20 protein-coding genes are annotated in these 20,057 nt (G+C 27.3%); 16 read left to right on the top strand and 4 right to left on the bottom strand.

What is annotated here, in order from left to right:
* The first annotated feature begins 110 nt into the window (after positions 1-110).
* From QOZ84_RS01880 to QOZ84_RS01870, 3 genes are read left to right on the top strand one after another with little or no spacing between them, the layout of a single operon-like run.
* Positions 111-890 carry a conserved phage C-terminal domain-containing protein gene (locus QOZ84_RS01880; RefSeq protein ID WP_284131263.1) on the top strand — a complete coding sequence of 260 codons (780 nt, stop codon included), beginning with the start codon at positions 111-113 and terminating at the stop codon, positions 888-890.
* A gap of 19 nt (positions 891-909) precedes the next feature.
* Positions 910-2,211, top strand: coding sequence for a replicative DNA helicase (locus tag QOZ84_RS01875; RefSeq protein ID WP_284131262.1), 1,302 nt, complete (start codon positions 910-912; stop codon positions 2,209-2,211).
* Positions 2,212-2,222: 11 nt separating this feature from the next.
* Entirely contained in the window at positions 2,223-2,489 is a 267-nt protein-coding gene (locus QOZ84_RS01870; protein ID WP_284131261.1) for a Mor transcription activator family protein, read from the top strand.
* A gap of 21 nt (positions 2,490-2,510) precedes the next feature.
* Here QOZ84_RS01870 and QOZ84_RS01865 read toward each other — a convergent pair whose 3' ends face one another.
* From QOZ84_RS01865 to QOZ84_RS01855, 3 genes are read right to left on the bottom strand one after another with little or no spacing between them, the layout of a single operon-like run.
* On the bottom strand, positions 2,511-2,651 hold the full coding sequence (locus tag QOZ84_RS01865; RefSeq protein WP_284131260.1) for a YvrJ family protein: 141 nt from the start codon (positions 2,649-2,651) through the stop codon (positions 2,511-2,513).
* Positions 2,652-2,663: 12 nt separating this feature from the next.
* Complete coding sequence (locus QOZ84_RS01860; RefSeq protein ID WP_284131259.1) at positions 2,664-2,891, bottom strand: DUF2922 domain-containing protein; 228 nt, start codon at positions 2,889-2,891, stop codon at positions 2,664-2,666.
* 33 nt (positions 2,892-2,924) lie between these two features.
* Positions 2,925-3,146, bottom strand: coding sequence for a DUF1659 domain-containing protein (locus QOZ84_RS01855; protein ID WP_284131258.1), 222 nt, complete (start codon positions 3,144-3,146; stop codon positions 2,925-2,927).
* Between the two features lie 197 nt (positions 3,147-3,343).
* Between QOZ84_RS01855 and QOZ84_RS01850 the strand changes: the two genes are divergently transcribed.
* The 12 genes from QOZ84_RS01850 to QOZ84_RS01795 all read left to right on the top strand — a co-directional run bounded on the left by QOZ84_RS01850 (position 3,344) and on the right by QOZ84_RS01795 (position 15,604).
* Positions 3,344-3,598 (top strand): Mor transcription activator family protein, encoded by a 255-nt coding sequence (locus QOZ84_RS01850; RefSeq protein WP_284131257.1) that lies wholly within the window; start codon positions 3,344-3,346, stop codon positions 3,596-3,598.
* 152 nt (positions 3,599-3,750) lie between these two features.
* Positions 3,751-5,379: an ABC transporter ATP-binding protein gene (locus tag QOZ84_RS01845; protein ID WP_284131256.1), complete on the top strand. Its 1,629-nt coding sequence runs from the start codon at positions 3,751-3,753 to the stop codon at positions 5,377-5,379.
* Between the two features lie 578 nt (positions 5,380-5,957).
* Positions 5,958-6,074, top strand: coding sequence for a streptolysin S family TOMM toxin (locus tag QOZ84_RS01840; protein WP_284131255.1), 117 nt, complete (start codon positions 5,958-5,960; stop codon positions 6,072-6,074).
* A 94-nt stretch (positions 6,075-6,168) separates the two neighbouring features.
* Positions 6,169-7,113: a SagB family peptide dehydrogenase gene (locus QOZ84_RS01835; protein WP_284131254.1), complete on the top strand. Its 945-nt coding sequence runs from the start codon at positions 6,169-6,171 to the stop codon at positions 7,111-7,113.
* Positions 7,114-8,199, top strand: a complete 1,086-nt coding sequence (locus QOZ84_RS01830) for a streptolysin associated protein SagC (RefSeq protein WP_284131253.1) — start codon at positions 7,114-7,116, stop codon at positions 8,197-8,199.
* 1 nt (position 8,200) lies between these two features.
* Positions 8,201-9,562 carry a YcaO-like family protein gene (locus tag QOZ84_RS01825; RefSeq protein ID WP_284131252.1) on the top strand — a complete coding sequence of 454 codons (1,362 nt, stop codon included), beginning with the start codon at positions 8,201-8,203 and terminating at the stop codon, positions 9,560-9,562.
* Entirely contained in the window at positions 9,537-10,187 is a 651-nt protein-coding gene (locus QOZ84_RS01820; protein ID WP_284131251.1) for a CPBP family intramembrane glutamic endopeptidase, read from the top strand. Before QOZ84_RS01825 ends, QOZ84_RS01820 begins: the two co-directional genes overlap by 26 nt.
* Complete coding sequence (locus QOZ84_RS01815; RefSeq protein ID WP_284131250.1) at positions 10,180-10,905, top strand: SagF family protein; 726 nt, start codon at positions 10,180-10,182, stop codon at positions 10,903-10,905. The genes QOZ84_RS01820 and QOZ84_RS01815 overlap by 8 nt, the downstream gene beginning before the upstream one ends.
* A 10-nt stretch (positions 10,906-10,915) precedes the next feature.
* A complete protein-coding gene (locus tag QOZ84_RS01810) occupies positions 10,916-11,854 on the top strand; it encodes an ABC transporter ATP-binding protein (protein WP_284131249.1) in 939 nt (312 codons plus the stop codon).
* Between the two features lie 10 nt (positions 11,855-11,864).
* Positions 11,865-12,992, top strand: coding sequence for a SagG family ABC transporter permease subunit (locus tag QOZ84_RS01805; RefSeq protein WP_284131248.1), 1,128 nt, complete (start codon positions 11,865-11,867; stop codon positions 12,990-12,992).
* A gap of 2 nt (positions 12,993-12,994) precedes the next feature.
* The gene (locus QOZ84_RS01800; RefSeq protein WP_284131247.1) at positions 12,995-14,134 is read left to right on the top strand and encodes an ABC transporter permease; all 1,140 of its coding nucleotides are present in this window, start codon (positions 12,995-12,997) and stop codon (positions 14,132-14,134) included.
* Between the two features lie 282 nt (positions 14,135-14,416).
* Positions 14,417-15,604, top strand: a complete 1,188-nt coding sequence (locus QOZ84_RS01795) for a hypothetical protein (RefSeq protein WP_284131246.1) — start codon at positions 14,417-14,419, stop codon at positions 15,602-15,604.
* Positions 15,605-15,615: 11 nt separating this feature from the next.
* On the opposite strand, the gene QOZ84_RS01790 is transcribed toward QOZ84_RS01795, so the two are convergent.
* A complete protein-coding gene (locus QOZ84_RS01790) occupies positions 15,616-16,236 on the bottom strand; it encodes a GyrI-like domain-containing protein (RefSeq protein ID WP_284131245.1) in 621 nt (206 codons plus the stop codon).
* A 170-nt stretch (positions 16,237-16,406) separates the two neighbouring features.
* Here QOZ84_RS01790 and QOZ84_RS01785 point away from each other — a divergent pair, with 170 nt between their 5' ends.
* A complete protein-coding gene (locus QOZ84_RS01785; protein ID WP_284131244.1) occupies positions 16,407-19,805 on the top strand; it encodes an efflux RND transporter permease subunit in 3,399 nt (1,132 codons plus the stop codon).
* The last annotated feature ends 252 nt before the right edge of the window (positions 19,806-20,057 follow it).

Here is a 20,057-nt window from a genome sequence, read left to right as displayed (position 1 = left end):
AATATCAAAAATATGTTGCTAAATCAACTTAAACATATTAAACTTAAACTATAAAGAGAACATAGTTCGAAATATTGTTCGAATAAAAACAAACTAGGGGGATTAAAATCATGGCTTATAGTTTTCATAAAATGAATAAAGACATTTTAAGCTTTGACTGTAAAAATGAAGGCAACAAAATAATTTTAAATCACTACATAATGAAAAAAGTAAACTTCAACAAAATGAATGGAAGCCTACCAAAGGGATATTTTGAAATAACTTCAAGAAGTGCAGCAAAAGACTTGAATTTATCAAAGAGTACTATTAGCAGAATGATGGATGAATTTGTAAACATAGGGGTAATAGATATAGTAAAAAAATCAACTCTTGGAAGGGGTTCGTCTATATACAAATATATAACAGAAAGAGAAGGTAAAATTATGCAAACTAACACGCCATTAAATGAGCCAATATATAAGACAGTAGATGGGACATTTAAAATAAGTGATTTCAAGGATTTAAGTAGTATAAACTATCCAAAAGAAAAGACATTAAAAGATTCAAAACATGGGACATCTAAAAGAGAGAATACAAAAAAAGAATTAAATAATATCTACACTAGAGTGATAGATTATTTAAACAACAAATCAAATAAAAGATTTAAAAGCAACACCAAAAAAACTAAAACCGTTATAAATGCACGCCTTGACGAAGGATTTGTAGAGGAGGATTTTTACAAAGTAATAGATATAAAGTGCAGTCAATGGTTAAACAGTGAAATGGAAAAATTTATAAGACCAGAAACATTATTTAGCAGTAAATTTGAGGGATACTTAAACGAGAAAAGTGTAGTTAATGATGAAAAATTAGAGGAAATAGAGCCTTACGAAATAAACTTTAATTATTAGAAACAAGGGGATAATATTTATGGAAAATCTTAGTGCCACTCATGTAGAACAATCTATCTTAGGAAGTATAATTGTAGAGCCAAAGCTTTCATGCAAGCTTGAGGACGTAAATGAAAAAATCTTTACTACAAAACAACACATAGAAATACTTAACATTATGAAAAATTTAAACAAACAAAACAAAAGTGTTGATATACCTTCAATACTTAGCAAAATAAAAAAAGAAGAGCAAAATAGTTATTTAAGATATTTAACACAAATATGCTCTATAAGTCAAGGTTACGCTATTGATAGCCACATTGAAATTTTAAAAGATACATATATACGAAATACATTAACTAAACTTTCCATAGACTTTTCTTGTAACTTAAACGAAGGAAAAAACATATCATCAGTTCTTCATCAATTTGAAAGTTGTATAGATAAATTACTCAAAGAAAAAATAGAATATGACGATTCTATATTAGAAATAGCAAGCAAAACACTAGATTATTTAGAAAATGATACAGAAATAGGGTTTAAATTTGGAATAGAAATTTTAGATGATATTATTGGTGGATTGTACAAAGGGGAACTTACAACCATTGCAGCTAGAAGTGGAGTTGGAAAAACAGCTCTAGCACTTCAAATAATGTTAAATGCTGTATCACAAAACAAAAGGGTATTATTTATAAGTAGAGAGATGAGTAACGTACAAGTGTTTATGAGAAATATAACTAAAAAAACAGGGATAAGCAGCAATAAAATGAAATACAAAAACTTAGAAGAGAACGATTGGAAACCAATTATAGATTATATAAATGAGGTTACCAACAAAAATTTGATTTATATAAATGATAAAATAAGTACAGTTGGTGGAATTAAAAAAAGAATTAGAGAAATAAAACCAGACTTAGTGATAGTAGATTATGTACAGTTATTAACTATAGAAGAAAAGCTAAACAATAGAGAAAGAGAAGTAGCCACTTTGTCTAGGGAACTAAAAAACATAACATTAGATTTTGAAATTCCAGTAATCCAACTTAGCCAATTAAATGATGAAATGAAAGATCTAAGACCATTTGGAGAAAGACCAATGAGAGATAGTAAAGCAATATTTCACGATAGCAATAATGTTGTATATATTCATCAGCCTTTAGGAAATGACTTTGAAAAAGCAATAGATAAAACCAAACTTGATAAATTTAGAGTAATGCAAATGAAAAATGAAGGAATTAAACTGCTTGATTTGATAATTGCAAAATGTAGAGATGGGGAAACTACTTATAGACACTATTGGTACAATGGACCAAGACTTCATTTTCAAGAAATTAAATACTAGGAGGAGTTAATTTGGATTTAGATTTTAGATTAGAAGACGTTGATGAGGACTTAATAGCGATAATAGATTTTATGGGGATGAATTTATTTATAGAGTTTTGTGAAAAATTTGGAGGAGAGAGATTATACTTTCCGTGCAAAAATAGTATATTAAGACCGAGTAGGAATAGACAAATTGAAAAATTATACAATGGATACAATCACAAGTACTTAGCTAGAGAGTTTGGAATTAGCGTAACTCAAGTTAAAAATATATTAAAGAATGCAAAGAGGAACTGAAAAATTCAGTTCCTCTTTATATTACTTAATATGTAGGATGTTTTTGGATAATTCATTTATACTATCTGTTAGACTTGATAGTTTTCCTTCTATTCTTACCAACAAATACATTGATATAGCAATAGGAAATCCCACATTAGCTATTAGAGTTTGTAAGTCCATATACAAATCCTACTATATAACTAAATCATAGTTGTTAGTATCAGTTTGAACAATTTTTGCTCCAACCAATTCAACTAAAGCTGAACCATCAGGTACAAATATATCGCTAGCTAGGATAACATCCATAGCAGTTTTTATTTCATCTTCACCTAAGTCAGTTCTTGGGTTATCTATTGATATAGACACCTTTTTATCATTGTTAGTTTTAAAAGTCATTAATAATCTTTTTTTAGTTTCCATAGTTTTTATCTCCTTTTATTTTTATTTTTTTTATTATTTAGATATTGTGCAGTTGTCTATCTTAAGTGATTCTATTAAATTATGTTCTTGAAGTGATGCAATTATTTCTGCAACTTCGTATACCTTGTCGTGTGTAGCATCAGGTCGTACATTTGAAAAACTCTTACTTTTTACTATAACTTTTCCGTTGTCATTTTTTCCGCAATCGAACCTCATTTTTAAACTTGATGGATTTTTAGTAGTTATTACTGCCATTTGTAAATTCCCCCTTTTAATTTTTAAAAGCAACTTTGCATTGCTTATACTTATATAGTACTAGGGGATATGTATATGTAGTTAAAACAAAAGTGTACAACATTTTTAGGGAAATAATTAGGTAAAGTTTTTTGTTAGAAACTTTGTTTAGTTATCTATAAAATTATCTTAAAAGATGATTTTATGGAGGGGATATTATGAAATTAAAAAGAGAAGATATAGGAGATAAGCTAGAACTTTTATTTGAAATTGTAGGTGAGGAAAAGTTTTTAGAGATAGCAAGAATGTATGGAGGGGCAAATTTATATGTGCCAACTTATGCTAGCGTTATTAGAAATAGCAGAAATAGAGAAATTGTTAGTAAATACAACGGTGTGAATGCTATGTATTTGTCTAAGGAATACGGAATGTGTGTTAATCAATTAAATAGAATAATTTCAGATTCTAAATAGATAAAACTTATTTCTTAGTATTGTTATTGAAATTGGACAATAACTATTATACTATTTTAGATATAGTATAATACGATAATTTCAATACTTTTATGAAAGATGCGACCGGTTTTTATACGTATCTTGGTTTTATCATGTTTAGGAGGAAAAATATGAGAAAAATGTTTTTAAAGTATAAATGGTTAAATCTATTTATACTTATTTTTATATGTCTTACAAGTTTAGCCCAAGTTCTTGCAGCTTTATCACTAAGTAGTCTATTAAATACGGCTTTATCTAAAAATTTAAATTTATTATTTAAGTCTTTTATTTTAGTTTTTATTATGTGGATGCTATATGCTGCCTTTGAGATAATCTATGGAAATCTACAGGCTAAATGTATTTCAAAAATGAATACTGATCTAAGAAATCAAGTAACTCAATCTATCGGTTGTATGAGTTATGAAGACTTCAATAAAAAAGATACAGGTAATTATGTATCGTGGTATACAAATGATATTAATGAAATTGAAAATACTGCATTTAAACCAGTATATTCTATAATATTTAAGGTAGTTAATTTAGTATTCGTAGTAACAGCGGTAACAAATATTCACTATTTGATAACAATAACTATGATTGTAGCAGCGGCTATTCTTATAACAGCACCTAAGTTGTTTACAAAGAAAATATCTAACTTATCATTTGAACAGTCTCTAAATCAAGAGGTATTTACAAAAGATATAAAAGATATATTATCTGGTTTTTCTACATTAAAGGTTTATAACTCATTAGATATATTCAATTCAAAAGCAAACAAATTGAGCTTTTCACTTGAGAGTTGCCGAGTTAGACTTATATATCTAAAAAATAATGTTAGTTTCATAATAGGGGTATTAAATGTTATATGCCAACTTTCATGTTATTTTATAGCAATATATTTAGTGACTATAGGAAAAATAGAGATTGGTTCAATACTTGCTGTAAGTAACTTGAGTGGAAATTGTTTTAACTCTATCAAATCAATGACTAGTGACTTAGTAACTTTTAGTGGTGGGAAAAAGGTATTTGAAAAATTAGACTCACTAAAAAAATATTCACAAGAAAAACCATTAGATTTATTAACATTAGACTCATTTGAAAAAGACATAACTATTGAAAACCTTAGCTATAACTATGGAGATAAGCAGGTACTTAATAATTTAAATATGGTATTTGAGAAAGGAAAAAAATATGCACTTGTAGGCCCTAGTGGATGTGGAAAATCTACATTACTTAAAATATTAATAGGTCATATTAATGATTTTAGCGGTAATGTGTTTATTGGAGATCATGCTATTAGAGACTATGATTTGAAATCTATTTATAATAATTTTGCATATATAGACCAAAATGTATATTTATTTAATTCAAGTGTTATAGACAATATATCTGTATATAAAGATGATTATTCTAGGGTAGATTTAGAAAAAGCATTAATGGGAAGTGCACTAGATGATTTTATAGATAGTGAGAAATTAGAATATAATGTTGGTGAGGCTGGAAAGAATTTATCTGGAGGTCAAAGACAGAGAATATCCATAGCTAGAGCACTATTAAATAAAAAATCAGTGATTTTAATGGATGAAGGAACTTCGGCATTAGATAAAAAAAATTCTTATATTATTGAGGAAAAATTACTTAAAAATCCAGATATTACTCTTGTTGTAGTAAGCCATAATATAAATGAAAATCTCATAGAATTATTTGATGATATATATGATTTAGAAAATTTAAGTAAACCACAAATAGGTAGTTCTTAGATATTACTAACAATATGATATATAGTTTTATATAATCCATGGGATTCAAATGTATGTATGAAAATCGGAAACATCTTTGATAAAAGTATTGATAATAGAATTAAAACTGTACATGAAATTAAAAAAAAATTTATGTACAGTTTTTAAGTTTTAGAGTGACTTATTTTATAGGTCATTTTTTATTGTGCGCGTATATTTTATTGATAAATCAGTTACAGCATTATTTTTTTAAAAAAAATATAAAATTTTTTTTTGAAAATATTTAGTTAGATATGTTACTAAGTTATGAAAAAATAAATTTTCCATAACTTGTTTTACAAAATTAGACTAATTTCACAAATAAGTTATAGCAATATATTCATTGTTAAATTATTACAAATATGGAATAATTATTAAATTTAAAATAAATGAAATTTTTAGAAATATTTGAATATAAAATAATTAGATAAAGAACAATATGTCGACGCATGTCGAAATTCTTGTTTACAAAGGGGATTATTGATACTATAATTATTAGCATAAGTGAATTGTTAAAAATTTACTTAAAAAACATATTTTACAAAAGGGGGAATTAAGTTATGTTAGAATTCAAAAAAGATATCCAAAACACTTGTAACAATGATGAAGTAGTACAAGCAGCGCCAGGTGCATGCTGCTGTTGTAGTTGCTGTTGTTGCGTATCAATATCAGTTTAATTACAAAAGGGGAATAGTACATATCTAATGAGATAAGAGGAGGAATTCTCCTCTTCTTATGATACAAAAAGTGATATAAAAAGAGGTGTATTTTATGTTTAAAAACAAAACTAAGAAAAAAAATAGTGGCAATATGCATCCATATGAGATGGATATAATATCATTTAACACTCAATATTCTAATATGTCTATTTATGCAGACAGCACTGTATTAAAAACTCCAGACAGTGTTTTAAAAGCAAATTTATATTCTAAAGAAAATAGATTTTTATCTGAACAATATCTACTAAATTACAAGACTAATAACGAGTCTTTAGGATTTAGGATGGGGTTGTCAAATTTCTATAGACAAAGTTCAACACTTACTTGTGCTAACAAAGAACTAGAAGAAGAACTGGACGATGCAATTGAACTTGTAAAACCTAAAAATATAAAAGCATCATTAGGTGCAACTATAAAGTTAAGACGAAGTGTAAGAAATTATGTTAATAATAAATTATCAATGCAAGAGCTGTCTAATATTTTATATTATGCACAGGGAGTATCAGCCCAAATGAATTTAGACAATAATGGATATGGAAACGACAATATAAAACTTAAAAATAATCCATCGGCAGGAGGATTATATCCAATAAACCTATATATGTATCTAAGTAATGTAGAAGAAATAGAAGACGGATTTTATCTATATTATCCTTACTCTCACTCTATAAAACCTATAAACTTGAATGTATCTGATCTAAATCAACACAATTTTGCTGAACTTGTAAATATAGCTACTGAAAATATAAATGTATTTTTTATTTATGTATACAATCTACACATGAACAGTAGAAAATATGGGGATGCAGGAATGAATTATGCACTTATAGAAGCTGGAGAAATAGCTCAAAATGTTCAATTGACAGCTACAGCGATAGGATATGGAAGTTGTGATATAGGTGGATATGAAAAGCAATACTTAGAAAAATTATTGAAGATAGATGGAATAACTAATCATGTAGTTCATATGACTATAGTAGGGAAAGAAGGATCTTAGATGAAAAAGATTTATTTTGCAAATGACAGCCTTAGAATTTTTTATAACGACAGTGAAATAAGATTTAAAATTGGTATTTGGAATTATAATGAAGCTATATTAAACCTTAATAATGAAGATGAAGAATTTAAAGAGAACATTAAACCTATATTAAATAAGCTAAAAATTAATACAGGTGTAGATATAGAAGATGTAGAAAATATGGAAATATCTAAAGAAAATAAAGATAAAATATTAAATATATTAGATGGATTAACTCAAAACAGTATGTTAGTTATAAAAGAAAATAAAAATTTATCAAATGAGATAACGATGTCATTGCTTGGGGAATACAAGCCATTATTAAAAAACAGCCAAGTTTTAAATGAAAAGTTGTTATTTGTAACTGACAGTAGTTATTGTGAAAAAATGGCAAAAATATTAATAGATGAAATGAATATTAATATGGATATAGCTACTAAAGATACATTTGAAACATTTAGAGATGTTGATTTAACTACTAATATAGATGCTCTAAAAACAGCAAGCGATATGTACAAATTAAATGAAATAACTAAGGAGTACAAGGGAATCGTAGCTTGTTTTAAAAAACCTGAAATACAAACTTTAAGAAATATAAACAGACTATCTATAGAAAAAGAAATGCCAATTATAGTATCATTTATAGATGGACCATTCATAACTATGCTTAGTACAAATAGCCCTAAAACTGGATGTTTGGAATGTTTTGAACAAAGAACATTATCTAGATTAGAGGATCATGTATCGTATGATGTTTTCTCAAAATTCAAATTTGAAAACTCAACAAAAGAAGAAAATAAAGGAATAATACCTATAATAAATATACTTACAAACCTAGTAATATCAGAGGCATTCTTGTTATCTAATTACAAAACAACTAAATTTGAAAATAGAGTATTAAACATATACGTTCCAACATTAGAAATTCAAGTTCAAGATTTATTAAGAGTACCTTATTGTCCAGCATGTGGTAATGTGTCTAAAGCTAAGTTTAGAGAGTTGAATGTATCATCTAGAACTGTAGTAGATAATATACTAGATAGTTTAAATGAAGAGGAATTATAATATGCAATTTTATCCAAGTTTTAATAATGTTTTAAATAAATTCAACCAAATAGCTGGAAACCAAACTGGAATAATAAAAGCAACTGCTACACCTCTTATAAATCAAGATAAGAGCATAAACTTAAAAAGTATAACAGGAAACATGCCAAAATACCACAAAAGTGTTTTAGAAAGACTAACTTCAGATGTTCAATATCACATAATAGGATATGGAAAATTTTATGAAGAGTCACTTATAAAGTACTGTGGTGAAAGTATAGAAAGATATTCTAGTATAGTAGCTCCTAAACTTGTAGATGATGAAGTAGTTTATGCTACATACAAAGAAATGTTAAAAATTGGAAAAGTAATGCCACTTAAATATATAGATGTTTTCACTAAAGAACAACTAGGAAAAATATCTACTTATCTAAAGGATTTTGCAAGTGAGAAAATAACTGAAGATGATGTGCTAGGTTGGATGAAGTGTCCTTCTCTTTTAAATAAAGATGAGGAGATATGGGTACCAGCCTCTATGATGTTTGTTGGATATGAAGTGAACATAGAGAAAAATGAAAAGCAATACATACAAGGATTTAGTACGGGTACAGCGTCTCACATAGACTTTAAAAAAGCACTTATAAATGCTATAGTCGAGTATTTGCAGATAGACTCATTTATAATAAGTTGGCATACAAACCGAAAATGTAGAAAAATAAATATAGATGATGAAGTTATAAAAGAGGAATTAGAAAAGATGGGTCTTGGAGAAGACTCTATATACGAGATAATACCACTTGAAATGACTCTACCTGATAATAATGTTCCTACATTTGGAACATTTATAAGAAGAAAAGATGAAAAATTACCTTATATTTTATTTGGACTTCAAGGTGACTTTGATATAAAAAATGGAGTATATCGCTCGATAATGGAAGGTATATCAATATCTCACAGTGGATATTTCAATACTATCTATAATAGACAGATGGTAGATATGATAGCTAAAAATGATGATATAGAATTTTTAGACTTAGACTCAAACGTTTTATATTACAGTATACCTAACAAAATAAAAGAAAAAAATGACCTTATAGAATCGTTCATTGGAGAAGAAGTGAATTTAAGTGATATAAAAACTATAGATAACTTAGATGTAGATTCGCAAATTAAAAACTTAATTAAACAAGTTAAACAAATAAGTGAATATGCAATATATAAGGATATAACTCCAGTAGAAGCTAGAGAAAAAGGATGGTATACAGTTAGAGTTCTTATACCAGAGATACTTGAAATGTGTATTCCAGAGTTTCCATTTAAAGACCACCCTAGAATGAAAAAATACGGAGGCGTAGTAAATGAATATCCACATCCTATGCCTTAATATACTTGTGATACTATTTACACTAATTCCTGCAAGTTTAGTTGGAACTATATTTAATTTCCCGGGAATGGAGCGATTTAAAAATAATAAAAATAATTTTTTTAAAGCTTTTATGTATTTATTGATATTTCAAGTGATTTGTATATTTATTATGAATAATAAATTGTTTGAAATACATTTTCCAAAAGACAACATGTTCTATATTATAGCACTGATATTTATACCGATAGCTATACTTATAGAGATAATCATAGGATGCATAGTTGTAAAATTAAAAGGAAATAAAATCTCGAAAATTAGTTTCTTTAAAAGTAATAAACTAGATAAATCTATCATTATAAATACAGTTGTAATTGCTTTTATAGAAGAATTATTATTTAGACAAATTTGGATTAATATATTGCATGGATATTTTGAAATTAATATTTATATAGTGATACTAATTTCATCACTTGCTTATGCTATAAATCATATAAGTATGGGATTTAATGTGATAGTACAAAAATTTGTGACTGGTGTTTTATATGCAACACTATATTTATTGAGTGGCTCTATAATTATACCTATAATAACTCATTGTATTCAAAATTATGTAGTTATGAAAGTAGGTGCAAGTGATGAATAGTGAAATATTATTGTATAGCATATTAATATTGATTTTATTATCAACAAGCTTAGCTAATAGGATAAATCTATATAGTACTACAATGAAAAGAACATATTTATATATAAATAGCAAAGTAAGTTTAAGCAAAAATGTTTATTTATATAGTTTAAAAATAGCACTATATTCAATTTTAATGTATATAGCAGTTGTGTTAATAGGAAATATTTCAGACATTGATATATCAATTTTAAAATTTTCTACAAATGAAAATATATTCAAATGTTTTATAGAACTAATTGCTTCATTAATGATAAATATTAATATTTTCTTTTTAAGCAATATATTAATTATATCTATTTTATTAAATAAAAATTTGAATAAAATTATAAGCGATATAAAATGGATACAATGTGATGATGAATATAGTATTTATACTAAAATTATAAGACCTATATTAATTGGAATTGTAGAATCTATAATGTACAGTTGTATTTTAATAAAACTAAGCATTGATGTATTAAATGTAGATTTTTTTAGTTCGATTATTATAACAGCTTTGGTTTATGGGATTTGTAAGGCTTTGATGATGAAAGATAACACTCATAAATTAGTGATGTTGATGTTTGGGTTTTTTATAGCAATGACAGGTAGTTTGCTTTATGGAGTTACCGAAAATATAATATATACAAGTTTATTATATATATTTAACATAAGCTTTTGGGTGTTTAAAAGGTAGGAGGATTATTATGAAGATATTAGATATAAAAAGTGTGTCTAAAAAGTTTGGAAATTCTACGGTAGTGGATGATATAAGTTTTTCTGTAAATTCTGGTGAAATATATGGTTTGCTTGGACCTAATGGGGCGGGGAAAAGTACTACTATAAACATGATATGCGGATTATTATCTCAAACTAAAGGTGACATATTAGTATTTGATAAAAATACTAAACAAAATTTAAAAAACATAAAAAAAGATATAGGTATAGTTCCACAAGATATAGCTATATATGAAGATTTAACTGCTATTGAAAATGTTATGTTCTTTGGTAGTATATACGGTATTAGTAAAAAAGATCTTAAAGCAAAAGCAAACAAAGCACTTGAATTTGTTGAGCTTTTAGATAAAGCTAAAACACTACCTTCAAAGTTTTCAGGTGGTATGAAAAGAAGATTAAACATAGCTTGTGCACTAGTTTATGAGCCAAAACTTATAATAATGGATGAGCCAACTGTAGGTATAGATCCTCAATCTAGAAATTACATATTAGAGTCTATAAAAACTTTAAATAAACAAGGTGCTACTATAATATATACAAGTCACTACATGGAAGAAGTAGAAGAGATATGTACTAAAATTGCTATAATGGACAAAGGAACTATAATAGCACAAGGTAGTAAAGATGAGCTTAAACATATGTGTAGCGAACTTAGCCAATTAGAGCTATCTATAAGTACTCCTAATAATAAAGATGATATTTTAAAATTAATTAAAAATATAGAAAATGTAGAAAATGTATTATTAAATGATGACAAACTTTTAATAACAATTAAAAAATCTGATAAATTAGAACAGATTTTAAGTGTATTAATAAAAAATAATATATCAATACAATCTATAAATCAAAAAAATATCGATTTAGAAACAGTATTCCTTAATTTAACAGGTAAAAAATTAAGGGACTAGGGGTGATAATATGATTTTTAGAATAATGAAAAAAGAGCTGTTACAAAATTTTAGGGACAAGCAAGCTATGTTTTGGATGATAGTGTTCCCAATAATAATGATATTTATATTAGGAAATTCATTGTCAGCATTCTTTGGACAAGAAGATTTATCAGTTCCTAAAACTAAGGTAGTTTATAATATCAAAGAAGATACTAAAGAAACTAAGAATCTTGAAAAGTTTTTTATTGATTCTAAAGAAAGTTTAAATATGGAATTTGTAAAAAATGATGATAAAGATAAAATATTATCTGATATAAAACTAGGTAAGTACGATTGTTACTTAGAAATAAAAAGTGATAAAGACATAGCAGTATACAGTAATGATATAAAAAATTTCAACGCATCTTTAATTACTAATTTAATAGAGACATACGTTGAAAAGACTAATGCTATTGAAAGTATAAAGGATAAAAATCCTATTGGACTTAGATTTGTAGATGCAGATTCTAGTGTGAAATTTGTAAAAACTAAATCACTAGAAAGCGCAAAACAACCAACTTCACTTGATTATTATTCAGTAACTATGCTTACAATGACAATTCTATATTCAACTCTTACAGGTGCAATGGCAGTTACTGGAGAGAGAGTTAGAGGTACAATGAACAGAATATCTTGTTCACCTGTTAGCAAATTTAGTGTATACACAGGTAAAATGATAGCTTGTTGTATTGTTGTAGGTATACAAGTAAGTTTATTATTCTTATTTACAAAGTATATGTTTGATGCAAATTGGGGATCTGATATAACTTCGATAATGCTTGTATTAGTTAGTTTAATAATATTTACAGTTTCACTAGGTATGGGATTTGCTAGGATGTTTAAAAATCCAAATGTAATGAGTACTATTATTCATATGCTTATAGTGCTAATGAACTTCTTAGGTGGAGGGTATGTGCCACTAGATATGTTTGGTAAAAATAATATCTTAACTGTTATAGCTAAGATATCTCCTATAAAATGGACAAATGAATCAATATTTAACATAATATATGGAAATGATTATTCATTAGTGATGACTGCCGTAGTGATAAACCTATCTTTAGCAGCAATTTTAATGATTGTTCCAAGCATATTTTCTAAGAAAGGAGAAGTGTAAAAATGAGAGATATAATGACTATAGCTAAAAATGTTTTAAAAGTAACTTTTAGAAAAAAGACTAGTATATTAGTTTTTATGCTTCTTCCTATAATGAGTATATTTATAAGTCAATACTTAAACCCTACTACACAGCCAAGTGTAAAGGTGGGTATATGTGATGAAGATAAAAGTAAACTTTCTAAGGACTTAACTGATTATTTGATAGGTAAGGATAATACTAAAGTAGTTCCCGTAACAAAAGATAAGATAGATAAAAAAATATTAAACAAATCTCTAGATACTGTCATAGTTTTAGATAAGGGATTTGAAAATGATATAATAGATTCTAAATTTAAAAATTTAGATATGATAACTGTAAAGGGTGCTGATGTGACAATTTGGCAGGAAAACTATTTGAATTATTACATAGGAAATTTACTAGATATAAGCAAGAGTTCATCTCAAGATAAAGAAACTTTCTTTAAAGTATATGATGATTTTAAAACTAAAGAAAATAACATAACAAAAGAGAAGATAAAAGATGAAACTAATAGTATTGGAGTTTCTAAGCAAAGTATATCATTATTATTAGTATTTATGTTATCAGGTGCAACTGTATCTAGTCAGACTATAGCTAAAGATAAATCAAATAAGATATTTAATAGATTGTTATCGTCACCTATTAAGATATCTAGCTATATACTAGGAAACTTTATAGCAAACTTTTTATTAAATACAGTTCAAGTAGTAACGATTTTGATATTTGCTAAATTATTAAATTTAAATTACCATATGCCAATGGGATATGTGTTTATATTATTATCATCGTTCTCACTTGTATCTGTAGGACTTGGAATGTTTTTAGCATCAGTTAGTAATTCAAGTGCACAGGTAGGATATTTATCAAATGCTATAATAGTTCCAACTTGTATGTTATCAGGATGTTTTTGGCCGATTGAATATATGCCAAAGATAATGCGAGACATAGCTTTATTATTGCCACAAACATGGGTAATAAAAAGTATAGATACTCTACAATCTGGAAATAGCATTTTGAGTGTTTCTGGTAATATATTGATAGTTATTTGCTTTGCTATCTTGTTATTAGGACTTTCAATAGTTAATATTAAAAGAGGCGAGAAAACAAAGAATTACGTATAAAATAAAATTTTATATTTTTAGACAAGACCCCCTTGTGACACTCTCATTTAGCTTATGTGAGTATCATGAGGGGGTTATATTAATTATAAAATACATATATCAAAAAAAGATAGATTATTTGTACCTAATGAAAAGATGGTACAAGTGAATGGAGACAATATGCCTCGGTTCAAAAGAACTTGGGATTTTGTAGCATTCATTTTATCTATTCACTATTTTATTTTAATGATAAAATGATTGAAGTTAAGATATAAACAATTATGAAGGAGAAGTAAAAACATAATGAAAAAAAAATACAACAAAACAATTTTAATAATTACTACCATTTTTATTATCATGGTAATATGCTTAGTCGTAGATATTATATTAAATAAGACTTTACACACAAAGTATGAAAAATTCAACTCAACAGATAAAGAAATGTTTGAAAAATTATCGAATATATATGGTGAATTTAATGAAAATAGTGATGAATTATGGAGTGAAAATTACAAATTAAATGAAATGCCAATGATTTTAATAAGAACTAATAAAGATAAAGGGATTGTTAGAAAATATGCCTATGCAATTAATGTAGGAGACATTGATAAAAGCATTTTTGCGAAAAAAATGACTATGCCTAAAGGTTTAAATTTACCCAAAGTTTATAGGTTAAGTAAGTTTGATACAAATATGATTTCAACTTGGTTTCCATCAAATTTTGGGACTATAAACATTGAAGGAAAACAAGCTTTTTATTTCAAATATCATCCTAAAATGATAGGAAATCCAGATTTGTATTTTGATTTTTCTTCATTTTTATTGCATGAATCGTTTCATGTATACAATCAAGAAAATTGGATGTATGATAAGTTAGGAAATGGAGAGTATATAGAAAATTATCCAACGAACAAAGAAAATTATGCATTAATGGGTGTGGAATTTGAACTTTTAGATAAGTGTATGCAAGAAAATAACAAATCAGAAATTAAAAGATATTTAAAACAATGGACTATGATACGTGCCTATAGATATGAAAAATGGCCACAACTAATAGCAGAAACGAAAACAGAAGCAATAGAAGGTACAGCTAGATACATTGAATATAAATATAGCAAATTAATGGGCGAAAATTTAACTGTCCTTGCAACAAAGGATAAACCATATCATGTAACTTTTACATATGCTTTTGATTGTATTGCAAGTGGAAAAGGACCTGAAACATCATATTTAAAAAGAACTATGAAGTATGAGACAGGCTCAGCTCTAGGATTAATAATGGATAATGTAAATATTAAATGGAAAAAAGACATAGAAGATAGTAAGAGCGAAAGAGGAGAGACACAATATGAAATTTTAAAGAAATACTTTAATATCTCAAATGAGGATATTATAGAAGACAATATAAAGCAAATAAAAGAACAAAATAACTACAATGCATTATTACAAAAGGGACAAGCAATAGTTGATTTAGAAAACAATAAGATTTAAAGTTAAATATATTATTTAACTTTAAATCTTAAAACAGTTTTTCTATTTTGTTCAGTAGTTTTTCTAGGATCTGAGATATAAATCTCTTTATGTGTTTTCTCTATCCTAGTTAAATTATTTTCCGCGCAATAATTCTCCATCAATTCAAACGACTTTGGCTCATCATCATAACTTCCAAGATGCATCATCTGAACACACATACCTTCTTCTATCTCCTCAAATTCTACTTTGTCTAAGAAGCTATTATCTTTCTTTTCTTTTACACTTTGTACAGCTTTTTCAAAGAGTTCTTTAGTAACAAAATCTGGTTGTCTTATCATAAGCTTATAAACAAAATGATTTTTATCTAAATAATCAAGCTTTCTACCCTCTTCATCTAAATCCCAAATTCCTTCAAGTGGAAACACTGTATATTCATAATAACCATCTGGAGCTATTCCTTTTTTATGCATCATTCTTATAAAATAAGACGTCGAGTATAGAGATTCTACAGCCTTAGCAAAGTTTTCATTCTCTGGATGTCCATGTCCTATTACTGTAAAGTATTTTATCTTTTGAATATCTATTTTAGTTGGTTGGTTTTTTGGAAGATATAAAGCTTTATCTTCTTTTCTCCATTCGTATTTTTTCATTTGATTCTCCTTAAAGTGTGTATAGTAGCATTTTAATATTAACTTATAAAAATGTAAATGCTAAATTTATAAAAATGCATTATATAAATTATATAAAAAGTTAATTTTTGGATAAAATAAATACATAAAAGGCTTAACCTAGCTTTGAAAAATAGAGAGGGGAAAATATTGTGATTCCAAAATTTAGTGTAAAAAGACCATTTACAGTAGCAGTGGGAGTTATATTGGTACTAATATTAGGGTTTGTATCATTTAAAAACATGAATACAGATTTACTACCAAGTGTAGACTTACCTTATGCAATGGTCACCACAGTATACCCAGGAGCAAATCCTGAGAAGGTAGAGTATTCAGTTACAAAACCATTAGAACAAGCACTAGCAACCACTAGTGGTCTAGAAAATATAAGTTCCACATCAAGTGAAAACTCAAGTACTGTAATGCTTAAATTTAATAAAAATATAAATATGGATTCAGCAATGATTGATATGAGTGGAAAGATTGACATGGTAAAAGGTCAATTTGAAGACAGCGTTGCATCCCCTATAATTATGAAGATGAATCCAGATATGATGCCTATAATGATGCTAAGTATTGATATAGAGAATATGAATATAAAAGAAGTTACTAAGTATGTAAATGAAAAAATATTACCTCAATTTGAGCGTATTGAAGGGGTAGCATCAGTAACTGCAATGGGATTAGTTGAGGATCAACTTAAAGTTACTTTAGATAAAGAAAAGATAGATAAAATTAATCAAAGAGTATTATCAAGTGTAGAATCTGAATTTAACAAACAACAAAAGGTCTTAGATAAATCTAGGGATGATATAAAAAATTCAAAATCTGCCATAGAAAAAGGAAGTAAAGAATTACAAAAAGGCAAAGAACAACTACAAAGCGCTGTAGACAAAATAGGTATGTCAAGAAGCGAAGGAACTAGTTTAGCAAAAAAAGGATTAGAAGCTATTGATGGACTTGAAACTCTAAAAAATAAAGAAAAAGAACTATCAAATGCATCGGCTAAGTTAAAACAAGGAGAAGAAGAATTAAACAAAGCTCAAGTAAAGATGGACGATGCAAAAGCTAAAGCATACAAAAGTGCAGACATTAAAGATAAAATAAATGCAGATATGATAGGTAAAATACTTGTAGCTGAAAACTTTTCTATGCCAGCAGGATATGTAAAAGAAGGAGAAACACAGTATACAGTTAAAGTAGGAGATAAATTCAAAAGCGCTAAAGAATTAGAAGATTTGCTTTTATTTAAAGATGATAAAACTATTGGAAGTATAAAATTAAAGGATGTTGCTAAGGTAGAATTTACGGATAACTCCGATAAAACTTACACCAATATAAATGGAAATGAAGGAGTTATGCTTACATTTCAAAAATCAAGTAACTTCTCAACATCAAATGTAACAAAGTCCATTAATAAAACAATAAAATCTCTATCGGGTGAAAATAAAAACATACATATCACGACTCTTATGGACCAAGGCGTATATATAGATATGATTATAGCTAGTGTTTTGGATAACTTAATATACGGTGGTATCTTAGCTATTATTGTATTATTAGTTTTTTTAAGAAGCTTTAAAACTACACTTGTTGTAGCATTTAGTATACCGATAAGCGTGTTGTTTGCAGTAGTACTTATGTATTTTAGTAACATTACATTAAATATTATTTCACTTTCTGGATTAGCACTTGGAGTAGGTATGCTAGTTGATAACAGTATAGTTGTTATAGAAAATATTTATAGGCTTAGAAACCAAGGAATGAGTATTAAAAAGGCTGCAGTTTATGGAGCAAGACAAGTATCAGGTGCTATATTTGCATCAACACTAACCACTATATGTGTATTTTTACCTATAGTGTTTACTAAAGGTGTTACAAAGCAACTATTTGTAGATATGGGACTTACTATAGCGTATTCACTTATTGCAAGTTTGGTAGTAGCACTTACAGTAGTACCTGCTATGTCATCTAGTTTGCTTACATCAGTTTATGATAAGCCACATAGATTATTTGATAAATTTGTAGATAGCTATGAGTTTATTCTTAGAAAAAGTTTAGATTACAAATACATTGTTATTACATTTTCAATAGTTTTACTTTTATTTACTGGATACAAAGCATTAGGCATGGGAACTAAATTTATGCCAAGTATGGATTCTACACAAATGACAGCTAGTATGAAAATGCCTAAAAACTCTGAAAAATCACAAATTACAGCTACTAGTGATGAGTTTGTAGATAAAGTTCTAACAATAAAAGAAGTAGAAACAGTAGGTGCGATACAAGGAAATATGATGGGTGAAAAAGATGGTACGTCATTTTATATAATATTAAAAGAAGATAAGGAGCTTACAAACAATCAAGTAGAGGATTTGATTTACAAAAAAACAAAAGGAATGAACTGTGAGATTAAGGTTAGCGCATCAACTATGGATATGAATGCTATTGGAGGGTCTGGAATAGAAGTAGTAATAAAAGGAAATGAATTTGATAAATTACAAGAAATATCTAAAGAAATAGCACAGATATTAAAAAAAATTGAAGGTACTACGGACGTATCAGATGGGATTAAAGATTCACAAGGTGAAACACGTATTATAGTAGATAAAAACAAAGCTATGGAGTACGGATTAACAGTAGCTCAAGTATATCAAAGTGTTTTAGAATCTATTCAAAGAGATAAAACATTAAGTAGTGTTAGGATAGATGAGAATGAATACCCACTTATAGTTGAAAATGAAACTGAAGTTTCTAAGGATAATTTATTAGAACAAACTATAAAAGCTAACAAAGACAATGAACAAATAGAAGTTAAGCTTAAAAGTATTGCAAAGCTAGAATTTGTACAAGGTCTATCGTCTATTACTCGTGACAATCAATCTAGATACATAACAGCAAGGGCAAGTGTAGATTCTAAACACAACGTAGGACTAGTAAGCCGTGATGTAGAATATGCACTAAAAGATTATAAAGTTCCTCCTGGATATAGCATAGAAGTAAAAGGCGAGAATGAAACTATAAACAAGTCTTTAAAAGATTTAGTATTTATGGGAATTTTGGCAATTATATTTGTTTATCTTATTATGGTTGCACAATTTCAATCATTGCTATCACCATTTATAGTAATGTTTACAATTCCATTGGCATTTACAGGAGGATTGTTAGCTTTGATAATTACAAATGGAGAGATAAGTGTAATTTCAATGTTAGGATTTTTAGTTCTTTGTGGAGTTATTGTAAACAATGGTATAGTGTTTGTTGATTATATAAATCAATTAAGATTAGAAGGAAAAAATAAAAGAGACGCAATAATAGAAACTGGTCGTACTCGTATAAGACCTATACTTATGACAGCACTTACTACAATTTTGGCAATGTCTACTATGGCGCTAGGGGTAGGGATGGGCTCTGAGATGACTCAAGGATTGGCAGTTGTAACTATTGGAGGTCTTATATACGGGACAATACTTACTTTAGTTTTAATACCTGTATTATATGATTTGTTTCATAGAAGGGAAATTAAAAATACAATAATAGAGGATGAATAGTGTAAAATAATGTATAAAAGCGGTGCGTCTTAAAATATAAACTAATATATTTTAAGACGCACCGTTTTCATATTATTCTTGTATTTTCCAACTTCTACTATACATCTTGGGCAATATATTGCATTCATTTTATCATTATAAACTAGTCACACAAAATGAATTAGTAGAATAGGATAGACAGTGCAGTAGGTTATGTAAAATAAAAAATATTAGCATTAACAACAGTCATAGTATTATTTGAAACAATAAGTT

The organism is Romboutsia sedimentorum (assembly GCF_030131845.1).
Lineage (GTDB): Bacteria > Bacillota > Clostridia > Peptostreptococcales > Peptostreptococcaceae > Romboutsia_D > Romboutsia_D sedimentorum.
This window is presented reverse-complemented; position numbering and strand designations above follow the sequence as displayed.